Raw genomic sequence first — 19243 nt, 5'->3', positions numbered from 1 at the left:
ACTGCTGACTCTGCTGCCGCGTCAGGCAGGTGACTTCTCTCCTCATCGAACCGAACCGGCTTACGAATAACCGAATTGCTTGCTGCCAGTTCATTCCGAACCCAGGATTCCTTCCAGTCGTGAAGGTTGGGGTGCAGCCTGGGCCTGGCGACCAAAATCGTCGCGGCGGAAGATGATTTTGCCGGCGGCCATGGTGAGCATCACCTGTCCTTTTAACCGCTGCCCGCGCAGTGGTGTATTGCGGCCCTTCGACGCAAAGTGCTCAGGTTCAACAACCCAACTCCGTTCAGGATCGAAGATAACAATATCGGCAGTTGCGCCAGGTCGGAGATTGGCCGGTGAACGGTTGAGGACTTGAGCTGGTCCTTCGGTGAGTTTGGCAATCAAGTTGACGATGTCCATCTCTCCACGGTGAACGAGGGTCAACGTTAAGGCCAGTGCGGTTTCCAGGCCACTGATACCAGGCGGAGCAAGCCCGTATTCGCAATCGCGGTCTACCAGCGCGTGGGGGGCATGATCAATCGCGATGGCGTCAATAACCCCATCGCGTAGCCCTTCAACCAGTGCCTCAACGTGTTCAATGCTGCGCAATGGTGGATCAACCCGTGTCGAACTATCGTATGGCGGCAGAAGAGCGGGATTAAGCCATGACGGCAGGCTCAGATCGGGGTGAGCGCCGGATCGTCCGCTCTCGATTTCAAGCCGTTCTTCGAGCCAACCGAGTAACCAGCGGTCGGTCAGGGTCAGGTGATGGGGTGTCACTTCGGCAGTGACGTGAACGCCCCGCGCCCGTGCTGCCCGAATCAGTGCGACACTACCGGCGGTACTTACCCGACTGATGTGAAGGTGAGCGCCGGTTGCTTCGGCAAGCGCAATATCACGAGCCACGATGGCCTCTTCGGCAGCGGCAGGGATGCCTGGCAAGCCGAGGCGCACGCTGACTGCCCCTTCATGAGCAACGCCGCCAGCCGCCAGATATGGGTCTTGACAACTCACCATGACCGGTAGGCGAAGTGCAGCGGCATACGATAGGGCATTTCGCATCAGGGCAGAATTCGTAATCGTTCGCCCGCCATCACTAAACGCGATACAACCTGCCTCTGCCAGCTCGCGCATCTCGCTCAAGACTTGACCTTCGTTCCCGAGCGTAAGGGCGCCGATGAGATCGATCCGTACTCTGGCCCACTGGGCAGTTAGTTCACGCAACTGACGAATGGTAGCAGCGTTGTCAGGAGTAGGGCGGGTCGTCGGTCGCGCGCACAGTGTTGTAAAGCCACCAACCGCAGCCGCTGCACTTACACTAGCAATGGTCTCTTTATGTTCTTCGCCCGGTTGACGGAGATGGGTGTGCAGATCGGTAAAGCCAGGTGCTACGACACAACCGCGTGCGTTAATCACTTCAGTATCGGGTGAAACCGGTTCGCGGTCGCTGTGGAGATCGGCCAGATCGTACAAGCGCTCAACTTTGCCGTTGGCAACCAGAATATCGCCGATAGTGGCTACACGATTGGCCGGGTCAATGATCGTGCCATTTTTGATGAGATAGCGCATGAAACCTCCCTTTCAACCGGCCATCCGATAGAGTAACGCCATACGGACGGCAACCCCATTGGTAACCTGCTCTTCGATAACCGATGGGGATGCGGTTGCCACTTCAGGAAAAATCTCAATTCCCTCATTCATCGGGCCAGGATGCATCACGATTGCATGAGCCGGTAAACGGGCTAGGCGTTCGGCAGTCAGGCCGTAGATGCGGGTATACTCGCGTAACGCCGGTAACAATCCGCTCTGCATCCGTTCCTTCTGCAAGCGTAATGCCATCACGACATCGGCATCGGGCAGCAACGGGTCTAGTTCGTGTGCAATCCGTAGCTGGGGCCATGTTGCTGTCCAGAACGCTGCCGGCCCGATGAGCGTTGGCGGGCCACACAGGGTCACGTGGGCGCCCAGTCGAATCAGCCCCCACAGGTTAGAGCGTACTACCCGGCTATGTAAAATATCGCCCACGATCACGACCTTAAGCCCCCTGATCTGACCAAAGCGACTCCGCATCGTGTAGAGATCAAGCAGGGCCTGCGTAGGGTGAGCGTGGCGACCATCACCAGCGTTAATCAACGAGCCACGAAAGTGGTGGGCTACCAGATAGGGGGCACCCGATTGGCTGTGCCGCATAACGATAATATCGGCTCCCAGGGCTTGCAACGTTCGCACCGTATCAACAAGCGATTCGCCCTTCTCAACACTGCTTCCGCGAGCGGTGAAAGCCACCACATTCGCCGACAATGCTCGCGCTGCCAGCTCAAAGGAGATGCGGGTACGGGTGCTCTCTTCAAAAAACATATTGACGACCGTCTTCCCACGTAAGGCTGGCACTTGCTTGATCTCGCGCCCCAACACCTCACGCATACTTTCAGCCGTTTCGAGAATCTCTTCAATCTCGGTAGCACTGAAATCATCAAGATCGATCACATGACGACGTTGTTCAATCATTGACGGTACCTCGCTGGATCACAACTTCATCAACCCCGTCGGTTTCACGTAGGCGTACCATTACCCGTTCAGAGAGCGCGGTCGGCACATTCTTACCGACAAAGTCAGCACGAATGGGCAATTCACGGTGACCACGATCAATCAAAACGGCTAACTGAATACGGGCCGGGCGTCCGAGATCGGCAATCGCATCGAGTGCTGCGCGCACGGTGCGACCGGTAAACAGAACATCATCTACCAGTACGACCGTTTTTCCGGTAATATCAAAAGGCACATCGGTCTTACGTACTCGCGGAGCCGGGCCACGCAGCTTGAGATCATCGCGGTAGAGCGTAATATCGAGTTGACCAATCGGCACTCGCGTACCATCAAAATCGGCGATGGCTGCTGCAATCCGTTCGGCCAGCGGTACACCGCGACTCCGAATCCCGACGAGAGCTACGTTACGCAGACCGCCGTTGCGCTCGTCAATTTCATGGGCAATGCGCACGAGGGCGCGTCGGATCTCATCTGCCGATAGGATCTGTTTTTCGTTGCTCATACCTTCCTCCGCAACTAACGGACTGCGCACAAAAAACCCTGCCCACGGGCAAAGGAATGGGCAAGGCGGCATGATCAGCTTGAGGAAGCGGTTGTTCATGAAACATCTCCTTCACAGCCTCACGGGGCTGTATTAAAGGCAGATGGATCGTACCATAGCCCATTCTGAGCGTCAAATAGAGGGGATGGGGAGAGATTACGGATTGATGAAAACACGATGTGAGGTCAGCGTGATCTTGAAAATTCTTTGCGCAGTACTAGTAGTAGAGAACGGTACAGGCAGGTTCAAAACCCAGGGCGTTTCGAGGTGTTCAGCTTGAGGTTGCACGCGATGCGTGAACTGTTCAACAACGGAGAGCGACTGACGAACATCACGAACCCGCTGATGACGATCCCCGACCAGCGCCGCTTGCCTAGGATCGCGGGCCATTGGCTCGCGTTGTGCGGTGCATAGCAACCCACTGGTTGGCGCATCAGCGCTCCATTACTCTCCCAGGCCCCCCCTTGTGGGGGGGTAACTTGGCGCGTCATGTATGATTGACAAGACAACAGGGTGTTGTTGGGCAGACCGGTCGGAACGGGAAGCTGCGCGCCTCTGCGCGTGCTGCGAACGGGTTGGGAACCGCTCGCTCCCGTTCCCTATCTTTATCTCTTCTCCCTCACTACTGCCGGATACAGAAAAACTTTACAAACCCATATACCAAACCCGCCCTTACGAGGAACATACTGCTTGCTAGCTCACGTTTCATACCTCGGCGATTGCCTGGCGTGAACGGGCTTGTTCGCGCAGAATAAACTTCTGGATTTTACCGGTTGAGGTCTTCGGTAGCGGGCCAAATGTAAACTTTTTCGGTATCTTATACCCGGCCAAAAAGCGCCGACAATGTTGCTGTAACTCCTCCTCGGTCACCGTTACTCCTTCTCGTAGCTCGATAAAAGCGTGAGGAACCTCACCCCATTTCGGGTCGGGTGCGGCGACCACGGCTGCCAGCATCACCGCTGGATGTTTGTAGAGCGCATCTTCAACCTCGATAGACGAAATGTTTTCGCCACCTGAAATGATAATATCCTTTGCGCGGTCGGTAATCTTGATATAGCCATCGGGATGCACCACGGCTAGATCGCCTGAATGGAACCAACCATCACGGAAGGCCGCTTCGGTGGCGGCTGGATTTTTGAGGTATCCTTTCATCACAATGTTGCCGCGGAACATCACTTCACCCATTGTCTGACCATCCCAGGGTACCGGTTGCATCGTAGTCGGATCAAGGACACTGATGGCCTCTTGGGCGTGATAGGTAACTCCTTGCCGACCGTTGAGATGCGCTTGGTCTGCGATCGGCAGTGTGTGCCAGTCAGGTTGTTTGGCGCAAACCGCTGCCGGACCGTAGGTCTCGGTCAGACCGTAGACGTGGGTAATATCAAAACCAATCTCGGCCATTGCCTGCAATACGGCAGCCGGTGGCGGAGCAGCGGCAATCAAGCCACTGACTTTATGGGTACCGCGCCCTTCGCGCCAGTGCGGTGGCGCATTATTTGCAATCATTGAATGCACTATCGGCGCACCACAGTAATGCGTTACGCGGTATGTCTCGATAGCATGCCAGATCGCTGCTGCATCGACTTTACGCAGACAAATATTCGTTCCCGCGTTAGCGGCCATTGTCCAGGGAAAACACCAGCCGTTGCAGTGGAACATAGGAAGAGTCCACAGGTACACGGCGTGATGAGGCATTCCCCACGACACAATGTTCGAGAGCGCATTGAGATAGGCACCACGGTGGTGATATACGACACCCTTCGGGTTTGCGGTCGTGCCGGAGGTGTAGTTAAGCGTAATCGCCTCCCATTCGTCAGGTGGATAGATGAGATCGAATGAAGGATCACCACCGGCAAGAAACTCTTCATAATCAACGGTTCCTAAACGATCGCCCGGGCCAATGTACATCGGGTCATCAACGTCGATGATCATGATTGGCCGATCAAGCAGCTCAAGCGCAGCTTTGACAACCGGCGCAAATTCGCGGTCGGTAATCAAGACTTTGGCTTCACCGTGGTTGAGAATGAAAGCAATGGTTGCAGCATCCAGACGCACGTTAATGGTGTTAAGAACGGCGCCAGCGCCCGGTACCCCAAAGTGGCATTCATACATCTCAGGTGTATTGCTCAGGATTGCTGCCACTGTATCGCGGTATCCCACGCCGATTGCACGCAGCGCCGAAGCCAATCGCCGGGTTCGCTCGTATACCTGAGACCAAGTGTAACGCCGCTCGCCATGGATAATTGCCGGTAGATTGGGATACACCATCGCCGTCCGCTTAAGGAATGAGAGGGGGGTTAAGGGTGTGTAGTTTGCCGCGTTCTTCTCCAGGCCAAGCTCGTACATGTGCATAGTGCGCTCCTTCCTATCGTCGGCAGTATCGTGCACGTAGGTTCGTTGCCCTCCTGCTTCCCGGCAGGAAGCGAATGGCGCGAAGTGTGGAATGTTACCTGGTCTTTGTAGACACCGGCTGATCATTCGTGAGACACGGTGAGACGAATACTCTACACCGGTCAATTTCTCGCGCTCACTTCAGATTCCAGGCAACCGCACGGGAGATATTGGACATATTATAATCGGTTTTGCGTTGCTTGATAACGAACGTGCAATCGTCATTAACAAATTTCTATCGCAAGACCGATTGACATCGCACTGAAACGAGCTATACTATCAATACGGCTGCGGGGATGCTCTGGTTTCGACAGGGAGTGAACATCGTAGACTGCAGGTCGTGTCGCCCAGTCACGTAAAAGGGGCAAGGCAACAACTGCCAACACCAACACTCGGGTTCAGCCTCGGCTGGCCCTCGCCGCTTAAGATATAGCGGCGCGCTCGCTACAGCTCCCCCGATGGTTGTAGGTCGAGCGTCATCAGTCGGGTGCTCCGGTAGCGCAAGCCTGGACGCTATCGGCTAAGACATCAGGCTGGCCCAACGGTCGCTCTGCCACTCGTGCGACTGCGGGCGAGATCAAGCGAGGGGCTAAACCTGTAGATGTCTGCGGTCTAGCTCTCTGGACGGGGGTTCGACTCCCCCCATCTCCACCATACGAACGGCGCGGAGCACATTGCTCCGCGCTTCGTTTTTCTGCTGACTGCCTCACCAATCCATCCCGCTATTAGCGATGCAGGTCCTCGCTTCGTTCCGCTATCAGATTGGTGTGACGCTGAACAGATGTTATCCCGCCTGCAAGCAGGAAAGCGCGGGTGTGTTGATCGCCGACTGATGGCTTGCCGTTGACCTGGCACTCCCTCACCTTTCTCTGGCCCTCCTCCGCTGCCATTCGGAGATTGGAGGGACATTCATTACCTGGCAACATTCGTGCTGAAAACGTGGTCTGAACGACGTCTCTTTAGGTAGAGCGAGGATGACGGTCGGTCGATACAACTCACTTCAGCCACCAACGAAAGGATCATACGATGTCTTCGCCATGTACCGGAACGCTCGATGAAAAACTACTCCGTGAGCCGGAGATTGTGAAAAAGTTTCGTCCAATGTGACCGTAGTTGTCACATCTGCCTGTTACGCTGTACGTAGCCGTATCGTATGACGATGGATTGCAGGAGTGAATGATCTAGCGACGTTGGGTCAACCAAACTACAGACATGGTGTAGTCCTTGCTTTGTCTGGACTATATCGCTCGCGCGAAGGAGTAGCTATGGGCACGCAACAACCTGATGGACAACCGTCTCTGCCAGAGCTTCTTGCTCGCTACCGGCCCAGGCGAATGTTTCTACGCTGGCCTGAATTGCCCGTTATTGTCGTGACAGCGCTGTGGATAGTGCTGGGAGGGGTGGCCTTCATAAACATATTCCTTTGCGGGTTGTTCAGTCTCTGGCTGATGGTTCGGTTGCTCCTTACCGCTCAGGCAAAACAGTGTCTGGTTCGGAGACAATACCACGAAGCGATGCAGTTGGCCCAGATTATCAAATGGCTCAATCCCTTTGCTATCGAAGCTCGTTGGCTTTCAGGGATAAGTGCCCTGGCTCTCAATCGACCGCGAGTCGCAGTCAGATATTTTTGGCAGGTATACCAGATCGATCCCAGAGATGCAGTCATCCATGGAGCCTTGATTGTGGCAGTAATTGAGGCATTAATCGAATCTGAACAATTCCACATGCTTATTCAGCTTAGCGATACGATATGCAAGCCTATGTCAGATGTAGGTGTAGGAACTGTAGAAATGAACGGTGGTATGAAGATGAACGATCAGATTGAGAATTACCTGCAATACGCAATCAATGCTGCTCGCCGTCCGATAGATCGCGTGATCGCTTATTGTGCATTGACCACTCATTTACTTGACCAGGGGCAGCGTGTTAAAGCTGAAACCTGCATTGCTCAGGCATCACGCCTGGTTCCAGCTTGCCCGGCTGCGATGCGTGGTCAACTTCAGGCTCGCCTCGCTGAATTGTTAAGCAGGTGTGGTAGATATGAGATGGCCTGTGGCGATCTTCAAAATGGTATAGTACACGAGGCTCATCGCGCTGCTGATGCTGATCAGCCTGCCACCTATGAGTACAGCCCGAAGCCAACGCTGGCGAGGCAAGCAATCCTTGAGCTTGAGCAATCGCCGTCGCAGAAAGTTTTCTGAAAACGTGACTGAGGGGTTAGGAGTTGGTCCTGTTTTTACTGACTTTTGGCGTCAGAGACGAGAAAACGCACGAATATTCAGTCTACGTGAGAGGGATAAGCCGAGGCTTTTCAGAGTTCTCTGCTTTGGCGTACATCTGATGACTGAGCGGTTCAGCGGTAGAGCAACCCCGAAGAACATCACTCATCGGCTACCGCTGACTCTCGATCCACGCGGTTATCTGCGCATACGGGCTACAAGCCCTCGGCCTATGGTAGTGTAGTTCTTATCTGAATACCCGTCTCACAGGGCAACGGATGCAAACTACCGATGGATGGACGGGCGCAGCGCCGCTGCGTCCCAACCGAATCTGCTGCTGCGACAGGATAGGTCGGATAGGTTTTCCGTGACCATCGTCGTGGATTCTTGTAGGATTGAGGCGTCGCCTCGTCCCTTCTCGTGCATCGTTGTACATCCATTGACGAGGTTCATCCGTCGTGATATGTCGTGATATGATGACCGATTATTCGGATAAGCTCATTGTCGGCAACCATCCGTTTGGCGCACCAGCATACTACCACCCCAGGCTCCGCTTGCGAGGATGGGGAACCCTTCCCGCCTGCTGCGGTCACACGCATCATCGGCGAGTCTAGGGGGCAGAGTACCGTCAGAACGGGACATGCTACTACACGCACGGCGGACAGGTCATTCCACGCCAGGTAGCGGGAAAACGTTGAAAAGTCCTGCCGATTACCGGAAGTACCTTCTCGAAAATGTGATTATGAATTTAGCGGGTTGGCTGTTCAAACACCTGATAATTGAGCGGATTCTGATTGACCCACCGGTTATCTTGCCATACCCAGACCTGATAATCGAGATGCGGCCCACTAGACATACCAGTCGAACCGACATATCCAATGACATCACCAGGTTTGACCCACTGCCCATCACTGACAGCAATACTGGCGAGGTGGGCATAGCCGGTGCGGTAGAGCTGGTTGACAATCCAGACGTGATTACCCGCTGGCCAGCTATTGAGAGTGATCGTTACCTGACCGGCATGAGTGGCATAGACCGGATGGTTCCAGGTTCCTTCAGGATCGGCCTGCCCATCGCCATTTCCGTCAATGGCCAGATCGATAGCTCCCCATATGGATGCCGGTGCGTGTGTACCGACGCCATACCCCTGAGTCATGACCGTATTGGCAGCTCGTAATGGGTTACCGGTCGGTACGAGTGTTGCATCAAGCCCCCGTCCCTGTGGCTCCGCCATGCCGGTCAGGCTCTGAACGTCGCTCATACTGGCGGCTAACGCCTCACCAGCGCTCATCGGTCCGCGCCAGGTACTGAGAATTCGAGATTCAGCCCTGCTCATGTGCTGGAACAGAATGAACCCCAATAACGAGATAACGGCCAGAATAAGAACTGAAAGGTTTCGCATATCAAGTTCTGAAAACAAATACCGTATCGCTTATGAACGCAGGAGCAGGTCTGTTGGTCTCGAATATGGCTGGAACATCTTTACATCCGTGCGTACACGGTAGAGATAAGTTTCAACCCGCCTGTTTGGCGACCGCATGTTGCTATGTCTGCTTCCTCAGAGGTGCATACTCAGTGGACGGCGTGTAGACACAGCGTAACATATGATACAGCGCAGGTCTTCTGCGCAACTTGTTTGCCAAACGCAGGCGTGATGTCTCAATCGGCTTGATGATCTTCCAATCGTCTCATCAAGGGATATTGCCCGCACGCCATTGATCGACTAGACGGGTAACGACGTTGATATAGCCTTGAACATCATTCTCAATAGATGGCGCGTAGATTGGGATGACATCAGTCACCGTCTGCAAACCTCTACCACGAATATATTCAACATCTATTAAACGATACCAATCAGCGATACCGGTCGCCCAATCCGGGTAATCACGGAAGCGGCCATAGCACGTCGGATAACCGGCGCAGATAATATTACCGACATTATGCGTTGTACGGCCATCAGGTTTCAAACCAGCCCAATTTGGATTGGTACCGGCACCGCTTTCGTGAATGAAAAACGCCAGCGCGTAGGCTGGATCGATATTGTATTCAACACCGAGCCGATACCAGATTTCACCGGTACCGGTTGCCGGCGATCCATAACTACGCAAAATCTGATCAATCTGCTCAGGTGAGAGACTGGGTGCGGTACGTAATCGGTAATCACCGCGAGCTGGCAGCGGTCTGGTTGCCGATGCGATATTGCCCGCGATAGTCCGTTCGTTCCCAACCGCATACTGGAGACTCAAGATCGGTGATTGAAAAGTGATGATGAACCATAGCACGATGACGACAATACTGATAACCGAAATTCCCAGCATGATGATGGGATGATTAAACAACCTTGCCATCGATAGCGGCTTGGCCTGGTAATATGTTGATGACGGTAATACCAGTTCATCGGCAAGCTCTGTTGGTACCGGTACAAATGGCAGGGGCCGCTCGCCACGAGGTCTTTCAGCTATTGCCCATGCCGTCGGCGCCGGGTCTGTGCTGGACGATGGTCGACGCGATAAGGCAGCTCTCGGTCCCTCAGAGGAGGCAACGTTCGTTGGGATACCCGCCGGTGTTCCGCGCTGCACAGCAGATGTGGAAGACGTATGTGACCTGGTGGTTCCGCTACCGGCTCGATGTGCATTTGTTGGCTCGCGATCAGGTGTGCAGGGTAGGCGACCACTCGCTGACGTTCCAGGTACAGTATCGGTGCGCTGACCATTGGCCGGCTGGCGAGGTTGATAAGCAGGTGCAGGAGAACGAACTGGCTGACGGGTACGTTCATAAGCCGCTCGAATCTCTGCCGGAATTTGCAGACCGAGCGGTTCTGTTGCCCGAGGATGCTCTGATGGCGCCGGTGTTAGTGCCTTGTCGAGGTCGGCAATGAGATCGGCTAGCGGCTGTGTCGGCAAGTGCACGATCTCCGGGTCTGCGATGGGAAAGAGAGGCTGTCCCAGCCGCCTTGTTCGTTGTTTGCGATTGGAGAATGTGCTCACTTGTCCCGCTCCTGAGCTAGCCGATACCATTCTTCCGGTGTCGGGAGTCGAAACGTGCCATCGCGGTTCAGGTACACCAGTTGTTCCTGGTGAATGGTGACCAGGAGATCCGCCAGACCATCCCGGTCTTCATCTTTTAACGATAATACCACAGGTGTCAGATCTTCGTGTAACCCAAACAGATATGGCCCCTGCCACGTTTGCAGTTGTCTGACATCACCTCCGGGTATGACAATGATGACGACCTGCCGGTCGAGGTTGAGCGCAATAAATCGCGAGGGCTGACCGGATCGTTCGGCAGGTAAGCCGGCGTAGCCGGATAAATGGGTTGTTCGTGGCCGTCCGTAGCGCCAATCGTCAAGGAAGACACGACCAGATTCGGCGATGATACTGATCAGTATCGTCAGTGCAATGATGACCAGGATGTGCATGAAACCTCGTAGCAACTGACCAAAGTTGTAGACTTGTCGCACCGGTGGGATTTCACGACTGGTAACGGCCATTCCAGCCCTCCTTCCTGGCAGGCGCCATCCTGTTTACGCAATGGTGGAATTATCCACCAGATAGTAGCGTCGCACAGTTCTAGAATTAGAACTTTTGTTCTAATTCTAATAGAAACCGTGACACTCGTCAAGCCCATTTTTGATGACGATCGGGCATATTCGCTGCCAAACCCTGTCTTTTGGTAGTACTGTGGTTCGCCGGAGACGGTACAATAACAACCAGCAAATCTCCTGGCAATGTTGCCTCTCTGTCCCCATGAAAGCAGCGACTTTTCCCACTCGATATAGTATGTCTCGATGAGGTGTATATGCGCTATCTTCTTGATCAACGTTCGTATGACGAAATGCTGGCACGCAAGAGCCATCCGCGCGATTGTTATGTGCGTAATCAAGAGTATTGTCATCACCTTTACATTGACGGTGTCAAATACACCGTCGCTCGTGCCGTATATGCTTGCTTAAAAGAAGCGCAAGCCAAAAATGATGTCGATGCTCTGCTCCATCTTCAGATGCACGTCAGCGATCTCGAACGCTTGATCGGTGAAGCACGGGCACGGGGTGAAAACGTAGCGACGCTGCGTATGCTTGGCGATCCGCCACCGACCGATGATGAAGCACGCCCGCAACTGAATAATTCGTTTCTGCCTGCACAACCAGCAACTCTGGAGGAAACCGGACTAAACCGAACCTTCCTCACCGAGCAATTCCTGCGCATTCTCTACAACAAAGGACGGGCCACCGGTATGGAGCTGGCCGCAGCTATGGGATTGTTTTACCGGATCATTGAGCAGATTATTATCGATTTGCGGAACGTTGAACAGATCGATATTGTCGGTCAACGTGGTTTTGGCGACATCAATTACGAATATGTATTGACACCGCGTGGTCAGACCGCAGCGCAAGCGGCAATGGAAAAAGTGCAATATACGGGTGTTTGTCCGGTGCCGCTTGAACAGTGGATCGAGTCGGTGAAGGCACAGACGGTGAAGAATGTGAAGGTTACCCGGCGCAATATCCGGGATGCGTTTGAGGGGTTGGTGATCGATGAGTCTATCTTGAACATGGTGGGGCCGGCGGTAAACTCTGGCTCGTCGGTTATGCTGTTTGGGTATCCTGGCAACGGCAAGACGACGATTGCCGAACGGATCACCTACCTGATGGGTGACGACATCTTTATTCCGTATGCAGTGTATGCCGATGGTGCGATTATCAAGTTGTACGACTCGGTTATCCACGAGCCGCCGCGGCGGCCTTTACCGGAAGATACCGAGTACGACCATCGCTGGATTCGGATCAGTCGTCCGGTGGTGATTGTCGGTGGTGAATTAACCCTCGAACAACTCAATCTGGTATACAACCCGACCTCAAAAGTGTACGAAGCGCCGTTTCAGATGAAAGCAAACTGTGGCATCTTCCTCATCGATGACTTTGGTCGGCAACAAGTACGAGTTTTCGATCTCCTCAATCGCTGGATTGTGCCGTTGGAAAAGCGTTATGACTTTCTTAACACTGTTTCAGGGCAGAAGATACAGATTCCATTCGATCAGCTCATCATGTTCAGTACAAATCTTGATCCGAAAGACCTAGGTGACGATGCACTCCTGCGTCGGATCAAATTTAAGATCGAGATTATCGATCCGACGGAAGAACAATGGCGAGAGATTTGGAAGATTATGTGTCGAGTGCGTAAGGTGCCCTACGATGATCGGAGTATCGATTATCTGATCGCGAAGTGGTTTCGTCCTGATCAACGGCCGTTTCGGATGTGTCAGCCGCGTGATATTCTTGATCAATTGATCGCGATTGCCCGTTACAATATGGAGACGCCAACTCTGAGTCCTGATTTGCTCGATGCTGCATGCCTCTCGTATTTCCCCAGTAAGGAGAAGAAGAACTTTGGGGCTAAGGTTCGGCTGGATCTCTAATCATTCCACCCTGCTGGCCTATCTGTGCGTGATCGGGTCTCATCCAGAGGGGTTTTCAACGTTTTCAGGGCTAAGACTCTGCACCATTGCTGTGTAGGATGAAAACGTTGAACAACCCTAACTTATTCCTAACACCTCTAGCCATCCACTATCGTTTGCGGCATAATATGCACTTCCTTGCAGACTTTTTTGCTATCGATTCAAGATCGAAGGGTTCTGCACGGTTCCATTGGCTTGGGCTAAGAAAGCGATCTAGCGCTTTGCGAAGCCTCGTGTCTTTCTTCACAAGGTATTACTGCATCGTTGCATTCGGTAGACAATTGATCGTAATTCCGTTATAATTCTACAGAGCAAGATACTTCGTGGGATAAGTCACAGGTATTTCCCTGCTGCTGGCTCTAGCCGGCGGTTACTAATCATCTGTTTTTGTTGTGCAGATGTTGTTCTGGGAAGGATGGAACGATGACAGGAGTGCTCACCCTCACCCGCACGTCGGTCGGTAAAAAGGTGATAATGGCGCTGACCGGCTTCATTCTCGTCGGCTTTGTCGTCTTTCACATGTACGGCAATCTGAAGATGTATCAGGGCCCTGAAGTGTACAACGCTTACGCAGCCGGATTGCGCGAACTTGGTTATCCGGTCTTCGGTCACGAGCATCTGCTCTGGATCGCACGCTTTGTGTTACTTGCCTCGGTTTTCCTCCACATCTGGGCCGCTACTAGTCTAACGTTGCAAAGCCAGCGCAGCATCCGAGCAAATAGCATTTCAACGGTGCGTCGCTATGGTCAGCATAAGCGGCAATCAGGGTATGCCGATTACACGATGCGGTTTGGTGGTGTGCTAATCTTCTTCTTTATTATTTATCATATCCTGCATCTAACCTTTGGTATCGTTGGTTATGAACCAGGACAATTTCTCCATCCTCACGACGGTGTATACGAAACCTATAGCAATGTCGTGTATGGCTTTCAGAACCCATTTATCGTTGGCTTTTATCTCCTGACCATGGTGTTTCTCGGTTTACATTTGTACCATGGGGTCTGGAGCATGTTTCAAACGTTGGGTTGGAATAACCGCACGTATGATCGCCTGTTGCGCGGTTTAGCCATTTTGATTGCAGCAGCCGTCTTTATTGGTAATGTTTCCTTCCCATTGGCGGTCTACTTTGGCTTTGTCGCGTAGAAGATCACCAACCAACGCTAGAAGAGCGAGGAACCCGCATGAGCGAGACGAAGAACGAAACGACAGTTCGCACCGGCACGCGGCAAATAGAGTTTGTAAGCGCGCTAGATTCTAAGGTACCGAGTGGTCCAATTGAGCAACGCTGGGATAAGCACCGCTTCGAGATGAAGCTGGTCAATCCGGCTAACCGACGCAAATACACGATCATCGTGGTTGGTTCTGGTCTGGCCGGAGCTTCAGCGGCGGCGACTCTGGGTGAAGCTGGTTACAATGTGCTCTGCTTCTGCTATCAGGATAGTCCGCGTCGTGCGCATAGTATTGCTGCCCAGGGTGGCATTAACGCAGCGAAGAACTACCGCAACGATGGTGACAGCATTTACCGACTCTTTTACGATACGGTAAAGGGTGGTGATTTCCGCGCCCGCGAGAGTAATGTTTATCGCCTGGCACAGGTTTCGGTGAATATTATTGATCAGTGTGTTGCCCAGGGCGTGCCGTTTGCCCGTGAATATGGTGGCTTGCTTGACAACCGCTCGTTCGGTGGGGCGCAAGTAGCCCGTACCTTCTATGCGCGCGGTCAGACCGGTCAGCAATTATTGCTTGGTGCGTATCAGGCGCTTAGTCGTCAGATTGCGGCCGGTACGGTGAAGATGTTCCCCCGCACCGAGATGCTCGATCTCGTTGTGGTTGATGGCCGGGCACGCGGAATCATTGTTCGTGATCTGGTCACCGGTAAGATTTCGCGCTATGCAGCCGATGCAGTGGTACTGGCGACTGGTGGCTATAGTAATGTCTTCTATCTCAGTACGAACGCGAAAGGATGTAATGCGACGGCTATCTGGCGTGCGCATCGCCGTGGCGCCTTCTTCGGTAATCCTTGCTTTACGCAGATTCACCCAACCTGTATTCCGGTGAGTGGTGAATATCAGAGCAAACTGACGTTGATGTCCGAGTCACTGCGTAATGACGGTCGCATCTGGGTGCCGAAGAAGAAGGGTGATACCCGTCGTCCGCAAGATATTCCCGAATCCGAACGCGACTACTATCTTGAAGAGCGTTATCCGAGCTTCGGCAATCTGGTTCCGCGCGATATTGCCTCACGGGCTGCCAAGCAGGTCTGTGATGAAGGCCGCGGTGTGGGCCCTGGTGGATTAGGGGTCTATCTGGATTTCTCCGATGCAATTAAGCGCCTAGGACGACAGAAGATCGCTGAACGCTACGGTAATCTCTTCGATATGTACAAGCAGATTACCGGCGAGGATCCGTATGAGACGCCGATGCGGATTTATCCCGCACCTCACTATACAATGGGTGGTTTGTGGGTTGACTATAACCTGCAAAGTACGATCCCCGGTCTGTTTGTGATCGGCGAGGCTAACTTCTCGGATCACGGGGCTAATCGGCTTGGTGCTTCGGCGTTGATGCAGGGATTGGCCGATGGATATTTCATCCTACCCTACACTATCGCGAATTTCCTTGCCCAGGTGAAGCCCGGTGGCATCAGCATCGATCGTCCTGAGTTTGCTGAGGTGGAAGCTGAAGTTCATCAGCGTGTTCATCGCTTGATGAACGCTCGTGGCAAGCGTACCGTTGACTCGTTCCACCGCGAGCTGGGTAAACTGATGTGGGATAAGTGTGGGATGGCGCGCAATGCAGCCGGTTTGCGTGAAGCATTGCAGCGTATCCCCGAGATTCGTGCCGAGTTTTGGGAGAATGTCAATGTACCCGGCGAAGCGAGTGACCTCAATCAGGCTCTGGAAAAGGCAGGACGAGTCGCCGATTTTCTTGAATTGGCTGAGCTGATGTGCCTTGATGCACTTCATCGCGAAGAGTCCTGTGGTGGTCACTTCCGCGAAGAGTATCAAACTCCAGAAGGTGAAGCGCTACGGAACGATGAGCAGTTCTCGTATGTAGCAGCGTGGGAATTTACCGGCGATCTCGCCAGGCCACGTCTGCACAAAGAGCCGCTGGTCTTTGAGTACGTGAAGCCGACTCAGCGCAGCTATAAGTGATCCGACTATCGTCGTCTGAGATTAGTTTTATTGTCACCGGTTGGCCTCACCAGCCGGTGACCGGAGTATAGAGTATGAAGATCACACTGAAGATCTGGCGGCAAAAGAACCGCAACACTCCCGGCGAGTTCAAGACCTACGTGATGGACAACGTTAGCCCTGATATGTCGTTCCTCGAGATGCTCGATGTGCTCAACGAGGAACTTGTGTCACGTGGTGAAGAGCCGGTTGCCTTTGACCACGACTGCCGCGAAGGTATTTGCGGCATGTGCTCGCTAATGATCAATGGCGTGGCGCACGGCCCCAAGAATGCGATCACGACCTGTCAGTTGCACATGCGTAGCTTTAACGACGGTGACACGATTACGGTCGAACCATGGCGAGCTGCGGCGTTCCCCATCATCAAGGATTTGGTCGTTGACCGGAGTGCCTTCGACCGGATTATTCAAGCTGGAGGATATATCAGTGTCAGTACCGGTTCGGCACCTGACGCCAATACTATTCCGGTGCCGAAGGTAGCGGCTGATCGGGCAATGGATGCTGCTGCCTGTATCGGCTGTGGGGCTTGTGTTGCCGCCTGTCCAAATGGCTCGGCGATGTTGTTTACGGCTGCTAAAGTTACTCATCTGGCACTACTACCGCAGGGTCAACCCGAACGCTATCAGCGGGTTGTGAATATGGTTGCCCAGGCTGATTTCGAGGGCTTCGGAAACTGCACCAATATTGGTGAGTGCGCGGCGGTTTGTCCTAAAGAGATCAGCCTCGAGACTATTGCCCAGCTCAACCGCGATTTGGTCATGGCAGCCTTGCGTGGTATCGAACCCAATACGCCGATCGCGCCAGCTACAACTAGGTAACTGCATCGGTAGGGGGCAGTGGTTTCAGCAGCCCCTTACCATCCCTTCAGCCCCCTTCCGCTCCCAAACAGGGCACGGAAGGGGGTGTGTGAATTGTGGCTATCCGAATAACCGTCTCACGGTATAAACGGATGCAACCCGTCGGTGGATGGATGGGTACAGAGCTGTTATGCTTCAGGGCATAGCAGTGCCCCGATCAATCTGCTGCAACAGGCGATGTCGGATTGGCACTCCGTGATCATCGTCGTGGACATCTGTAAGGGCGAGGCACCGCCTTGCCTTTCCTCGCACATCTATTGACAAGGTTCATCCGTCGTGATGTCATGATAGATTATTTGGATAGGCTCTGAGAGAGTGTCTGAAAATTCTATGAAGAGTCGTTGATATCGATGCGGGCCAACCGTCTGACCATAACGTGAATCATGGCGACATAAATGAACGCTTCGCTCGTAGCGGTGCGTGCGTCGTCGTCCTTCCTCAAGCGACGATACCTCCCCAGCCAGGCAACCGTCCATTCCACCACCCAGAGTCTCGGCAACACGTGGAAGCGCGATACCCCATCGGGACGCTTGCTGCTGTATAGGGGCCAGCCACCAACGCGCTGCGCCCATTCCACCACCTGGTCAGCATCGCCCCCATCGGCCCACATCACCCGCAGGCGCGACTGCTTCCCGTGGAGGTTGCCCACCACCAACCGCACCCCGTCGCGGTCTTGGATATCGGCGGTATGCACCACCGTCACCACCACGCCCACGGGATCCACCAGCAGATGGCGTGTGCGTCCGTGGACGTTGTTGCCAGCATCAGCCCCGTGCGGCCCCCGTTTTCGGTCGTTGTGACCGACTGGCGGTCGAGAATCGCAGCGCTCGGTGCTGCCTCCCGCCCTGCGGCAACGCGCACGTCCGTGCGGAGGGCCGCATGGATGCGTACCCAGGTCCCATCCCGTTGCCAGAACCGAACGGAATGAGACACGGTCTGCCAAGGAGGCACGTCATCAGGACGCATCCGCCAGGCGCACCCACTGCGCACGATAGCGAAGATGGCGTTCAGCATCTCCCGGTACGCATAGACGCGATGTCGCCCTCGGCGTGGCGTCCGTTCCGGCAGAGCGGGGGCAATCCGTTGCCATTCGGCATCCGTAAGGTCGGTAGGATAGGGTTTTCGTGTGTTCTGTTCGTTCATACCATCACGTATCCATCAAAACCCTCGACCAGATACATTTCAGACACTCTCTGAGAGTGATGTCTGCCCGGTTTGTCAAAGATTGCAAGAATGGTTACATACAAAGATAAACCGCTCGCTCTATATGGGATTTGCCTTCCACGAGCCGTATGAATCTTATGTGGGACGGATGTGGAGGAGAAATCTCGCGAGAGCTTTTCAACAAAGGAGGGAGGTAGTATGATTATCGGGAGGATAGCTATGATGTATCAAGTCGAGGAGAAATCTCGCGAGAGCTTTTCAATAAAGGAGGTGTAAAGAAGAGGAGGTGTAATTATGTCTTGGAGCAAGATCTTCGAGCCATACATGCACCAAAGATTGCAGAGTTGGAAAAGGCAAATTTCAGGATGGCTACCGGGCATCAGGACAGGGAAAAGAGAGACGGCTGGGAGGCTAACTCAGAGGGTTCTTGACCCCAAGACCATCGCGATTTGTCGTATTGATATGGGGTGAAAAGGGCGGTTAAAATGTTGTTCATCGCGCTGATTGCCCTGGGCATAGTTCCTCAAGCTTGGCAGGTGCCTGTCCATGCGCAGACAACTTTACGTTGACCGTAGGGGGTGCGGGTCGGGGCAGCGGAAAAGTCACAAGCTCGGATGACGCGATTAACTGCACCATCTCTGCCGGCGTGGTGTCTGGAGACTGCACAGAAAACTATCAAAGCGAGATCATTATCCGGCTAACAGCGACCCCTGATCCCGGCTCAAGCTTTATCCGGTGGTCGGGAGATTGTTCGGGCACTTCGCCCAGTATTTGGGTGGACATCAGGCGAAACATGACCTGCACTGCCACCTTTGGACCGCCCCGGGTGCTGTTTGAAGAGGATTTCAGCGAGGGCATCCCTTCCACCTGGCAGGTGGTGGATGGTGGATATGG

At 53.7% G+C, this 19243-nt stretch carries 15 protein-coding genes and 1 other RNA gene (1 of these 16 running past the window's edge); 7 read left to right on the top strand and 9 right to left on the bottom strand.

Annotated elements, in window-relative coordinates; translation table 11 throughout:
- Positions 1 to 90: 90 nt before the first annotated feature.
- From QTO31_RS04180 to QTO31_RS04160, 5 genes are all read right to left on the bottom strand, one after another.
- Entirely contained in the window at positions 91 to 1551 is a 1461-nt protein-coding gene (locus QTO31_RS04180) for a dihydroorotase (protein ID WP_031459531.1), read from the bottom strand.
- 12 nt (positions 1552 to 1563) lie between these two features.
- On the bottom strand, positions 1564 to 2490 hold the full coding sequence (locus tag QTO31_RS04175) for an aspartate carbamoyltransferase catalytic subunit (protein ID WP_301428191.1): 927 nt from the start codon (positions 2488 to 2490) through the stop codon (positions 1564 to 1566).
- The gene (gene pyrR / locus QTO31_RS04170) at positions 2483 to 3031 is read right to left on the bottom strand and encodes a bifunctional pyr operon transcriptional regulator/uracil phosphoribosyltransferase PyrR (protein ID WP_031459533.1); all 549 of its coding nucleotides are present in this window, start codon (positions 3029 to 3031) and stop codon (positions 2483 to 2485) included. The genes QTO31_RS04175 and pyrR overlap by 8 nt, the downstream gene beginning before the upstream one ends.
- A 195-nt stretch (positions 3032 to 3226) precedes the next feature.
- A complete protein-coding gene (locus QTO31_RS04165) occupies positions 3227 to 3460 on the bottom strand; it encodes a hypothetical protein (protein WP_031459534.1) in 234 nt (77 codons plus the stop codon).
- Between the two features lie 315 nt (positions 3461 to 3775).
- Positions 3776 to 5422, bottom strand: coding sequence for an acyl-CoA synthetase (locus QTO31_RS04160; RefSeq protein WP_301428190.1), 1647 nt, complete (start codon positions 5420 to 5422; stop codon positions 3776 to 3778).
- A 331-nt stretch (positions 5423 to 5753) separates the two neighbouring features.
- On the opposite strand from QTO31_RS04160, the gene ssrA reads away from it, so the two are divergent.
- Both ssrA and QTO31_RS04150 read left to right on the top strand, forming a co-directional pair.
- Positions 5754 to 6115: a transfer-messenger RNA gene (ssrA, locus tag QTO31_RS04155) on the top strand.
- 611 nt (positions 6116 to 6726) lie between these two features.
- A complete protein-coding gene (locus QTO31_RS04150; RefSeq protein WP_301428189.1) occupies positions 6727 to 7662 on the top strand; it encodes a hypothetical protein in 936 nt (311 codons plus the stop codon).
- A 766-nt stretch (positions 7663 to 8428) separates the two neighbouring features.
- On the opposite strand, the gene QTO31_RS04145 is transcribed toward QTO31_RS04150, so the two are convergent.
- From QTO31_RS04145 to QTO31_RS04135, 3 genes are all read right to left on the bottom strand, one after another.
- The gene (locus QTO31_RS04145) at positions 8429 to 9082 is read right to left on the bottom strand and encodes a M23 family metallopeptidase (RefSeq protein ID WP_031459537.1); all 654 of its coding nucleotides are present in this window, start codon (positions 9080 to 9082) and stop codon (positions 8429 to 8431) included.
- A 289-nt stretch (positions 9083 to 9371) separates the two neighbouring features.
- Positions 9372 to 10667, bottom strand: a complete 1296-nt coding sequence (locus QTO31_RS04140) for a glucosaminidase domain-containing protein (RefSeq protein ID WP_301428188.1) — start codon at positions 10665 to 10667, stop codon at positions 9372 to 9374.
- Positions 10664 to 11170, bottom strand: coding sequence for a hypothetical protein (locus QTO31_RS04135; RefSeq protein ID WP_031459539.1), 507 nt, complete (start codon positions 11168 to 11170; stop codon positions 10664 to 10666). Before QTO31_RS04135 ends, QTO31_RS04140 begins: the two co-directional genes overlap by 4 nt.
- Before the next feature lie 308 nt (positions 11171 to 11478).
- Here QTO31_RS04135 and QTO31_RS04130 point away from each other — a divergent pair, with 308 nt between their 5' ends.
- From QTO31_RS04130 to QTO31_RS04115, 4 genes are all read left to right on the top strand, one after another.
- Positions 11479 to 13095: an ATP-binding protein gene (locus QTO31_RS04130; RefSeq protein WP_301428187.1), complete on the top strand. Its 1617-nt coding sequence runs from the start codon at positions 11479 to 11481 to the stop codon at positions 13093 to 13095.
- Positions 13096 to 13557: 462 nt separating this feature from the next.
- A complete protein-coding gene (locus QTO31_RS04125) occupies positions 13558 to 14277 on the top strand; it encodes a succinate dehydrogenase cytochrome b subunit (RefSeq protein ID WP_031461089.1) in 720 nt (239 codons plus the stop codon).
- 38 nt (positions 14278 to 14315) lie between these two features.
- Positions 14316 to 16289, top strand: coding sequence for a fumarate reductase/succinate dehydrogenase flavoprotein subunit (locus tag QTO31_RS04120; protein ID WP_301428186.1), 1974 nt, complete (start codon positions 14316 to 14318; stop codon positions 16287 to 16289).
- Positions 16290 to 16363: 74 nt separating this feature from the next.
- Positions 16364 to 17146, top strand: coding sequence for a succinate dehydrogenase/fumarate reductase iron-sulfur subunit (locus QTO31_RS04115; protein WP_031461091.1), 783 nt, complete (start codon positions 16364 to 16366; stop codon positions 17144 to 17146).
- Between the two features lie 367 nt (positions 17147 to 17513).
- Here QTO31_RS04115 and QTO31_RS04110 read toward each other — a convergent pair.
- A protein-coding gene (locus tag QTO31_RS04110; protein ID WP_301428185.1) for an IS5 family transposase occupies positions 17514 to 18328 on the bottom strand; the annotation gives its coding sequence in 2 pieces (ribosomal slippage) (positions 17514 to 17971 and positions 17971 to 18328; 816 coding nt in all).
- Between the two features lie 667 nt (positions 18329 to 18995).
- On the opposite strand from QTO31_RS04110, the gene QTO31_RS04105 reads away from it, so the two are divergent.
- Positions 18996 to 19243 carry the start of an InlB B-repeat-containing protein gene (locus QTO31_RS04105; protein ID WP_367620633.1) on the top strand. 496 nt of this gene lie beyond the right edge of the window, so 248 of the gene's 744 nt are visible here — the first part of the coding sequence; its start codon is at positions 18996 to 18998; its stop codon lies off the right edge, out of view.

It is taken from the genome of Chloroflexus sp. MS-CIW-1 (assembly GCF_030444705.1).
Taxonomy (GTDB): domain Bacteria; phylum Chloroflexota; class Chloroflexia; order Chloroflexales; family Chloroflexaceae; genus Chloroflexus.
Note: the sequence above shows the minus strand (reverse complement) of the source record. Positions and strands in the feature narration are given on the sequence as shown.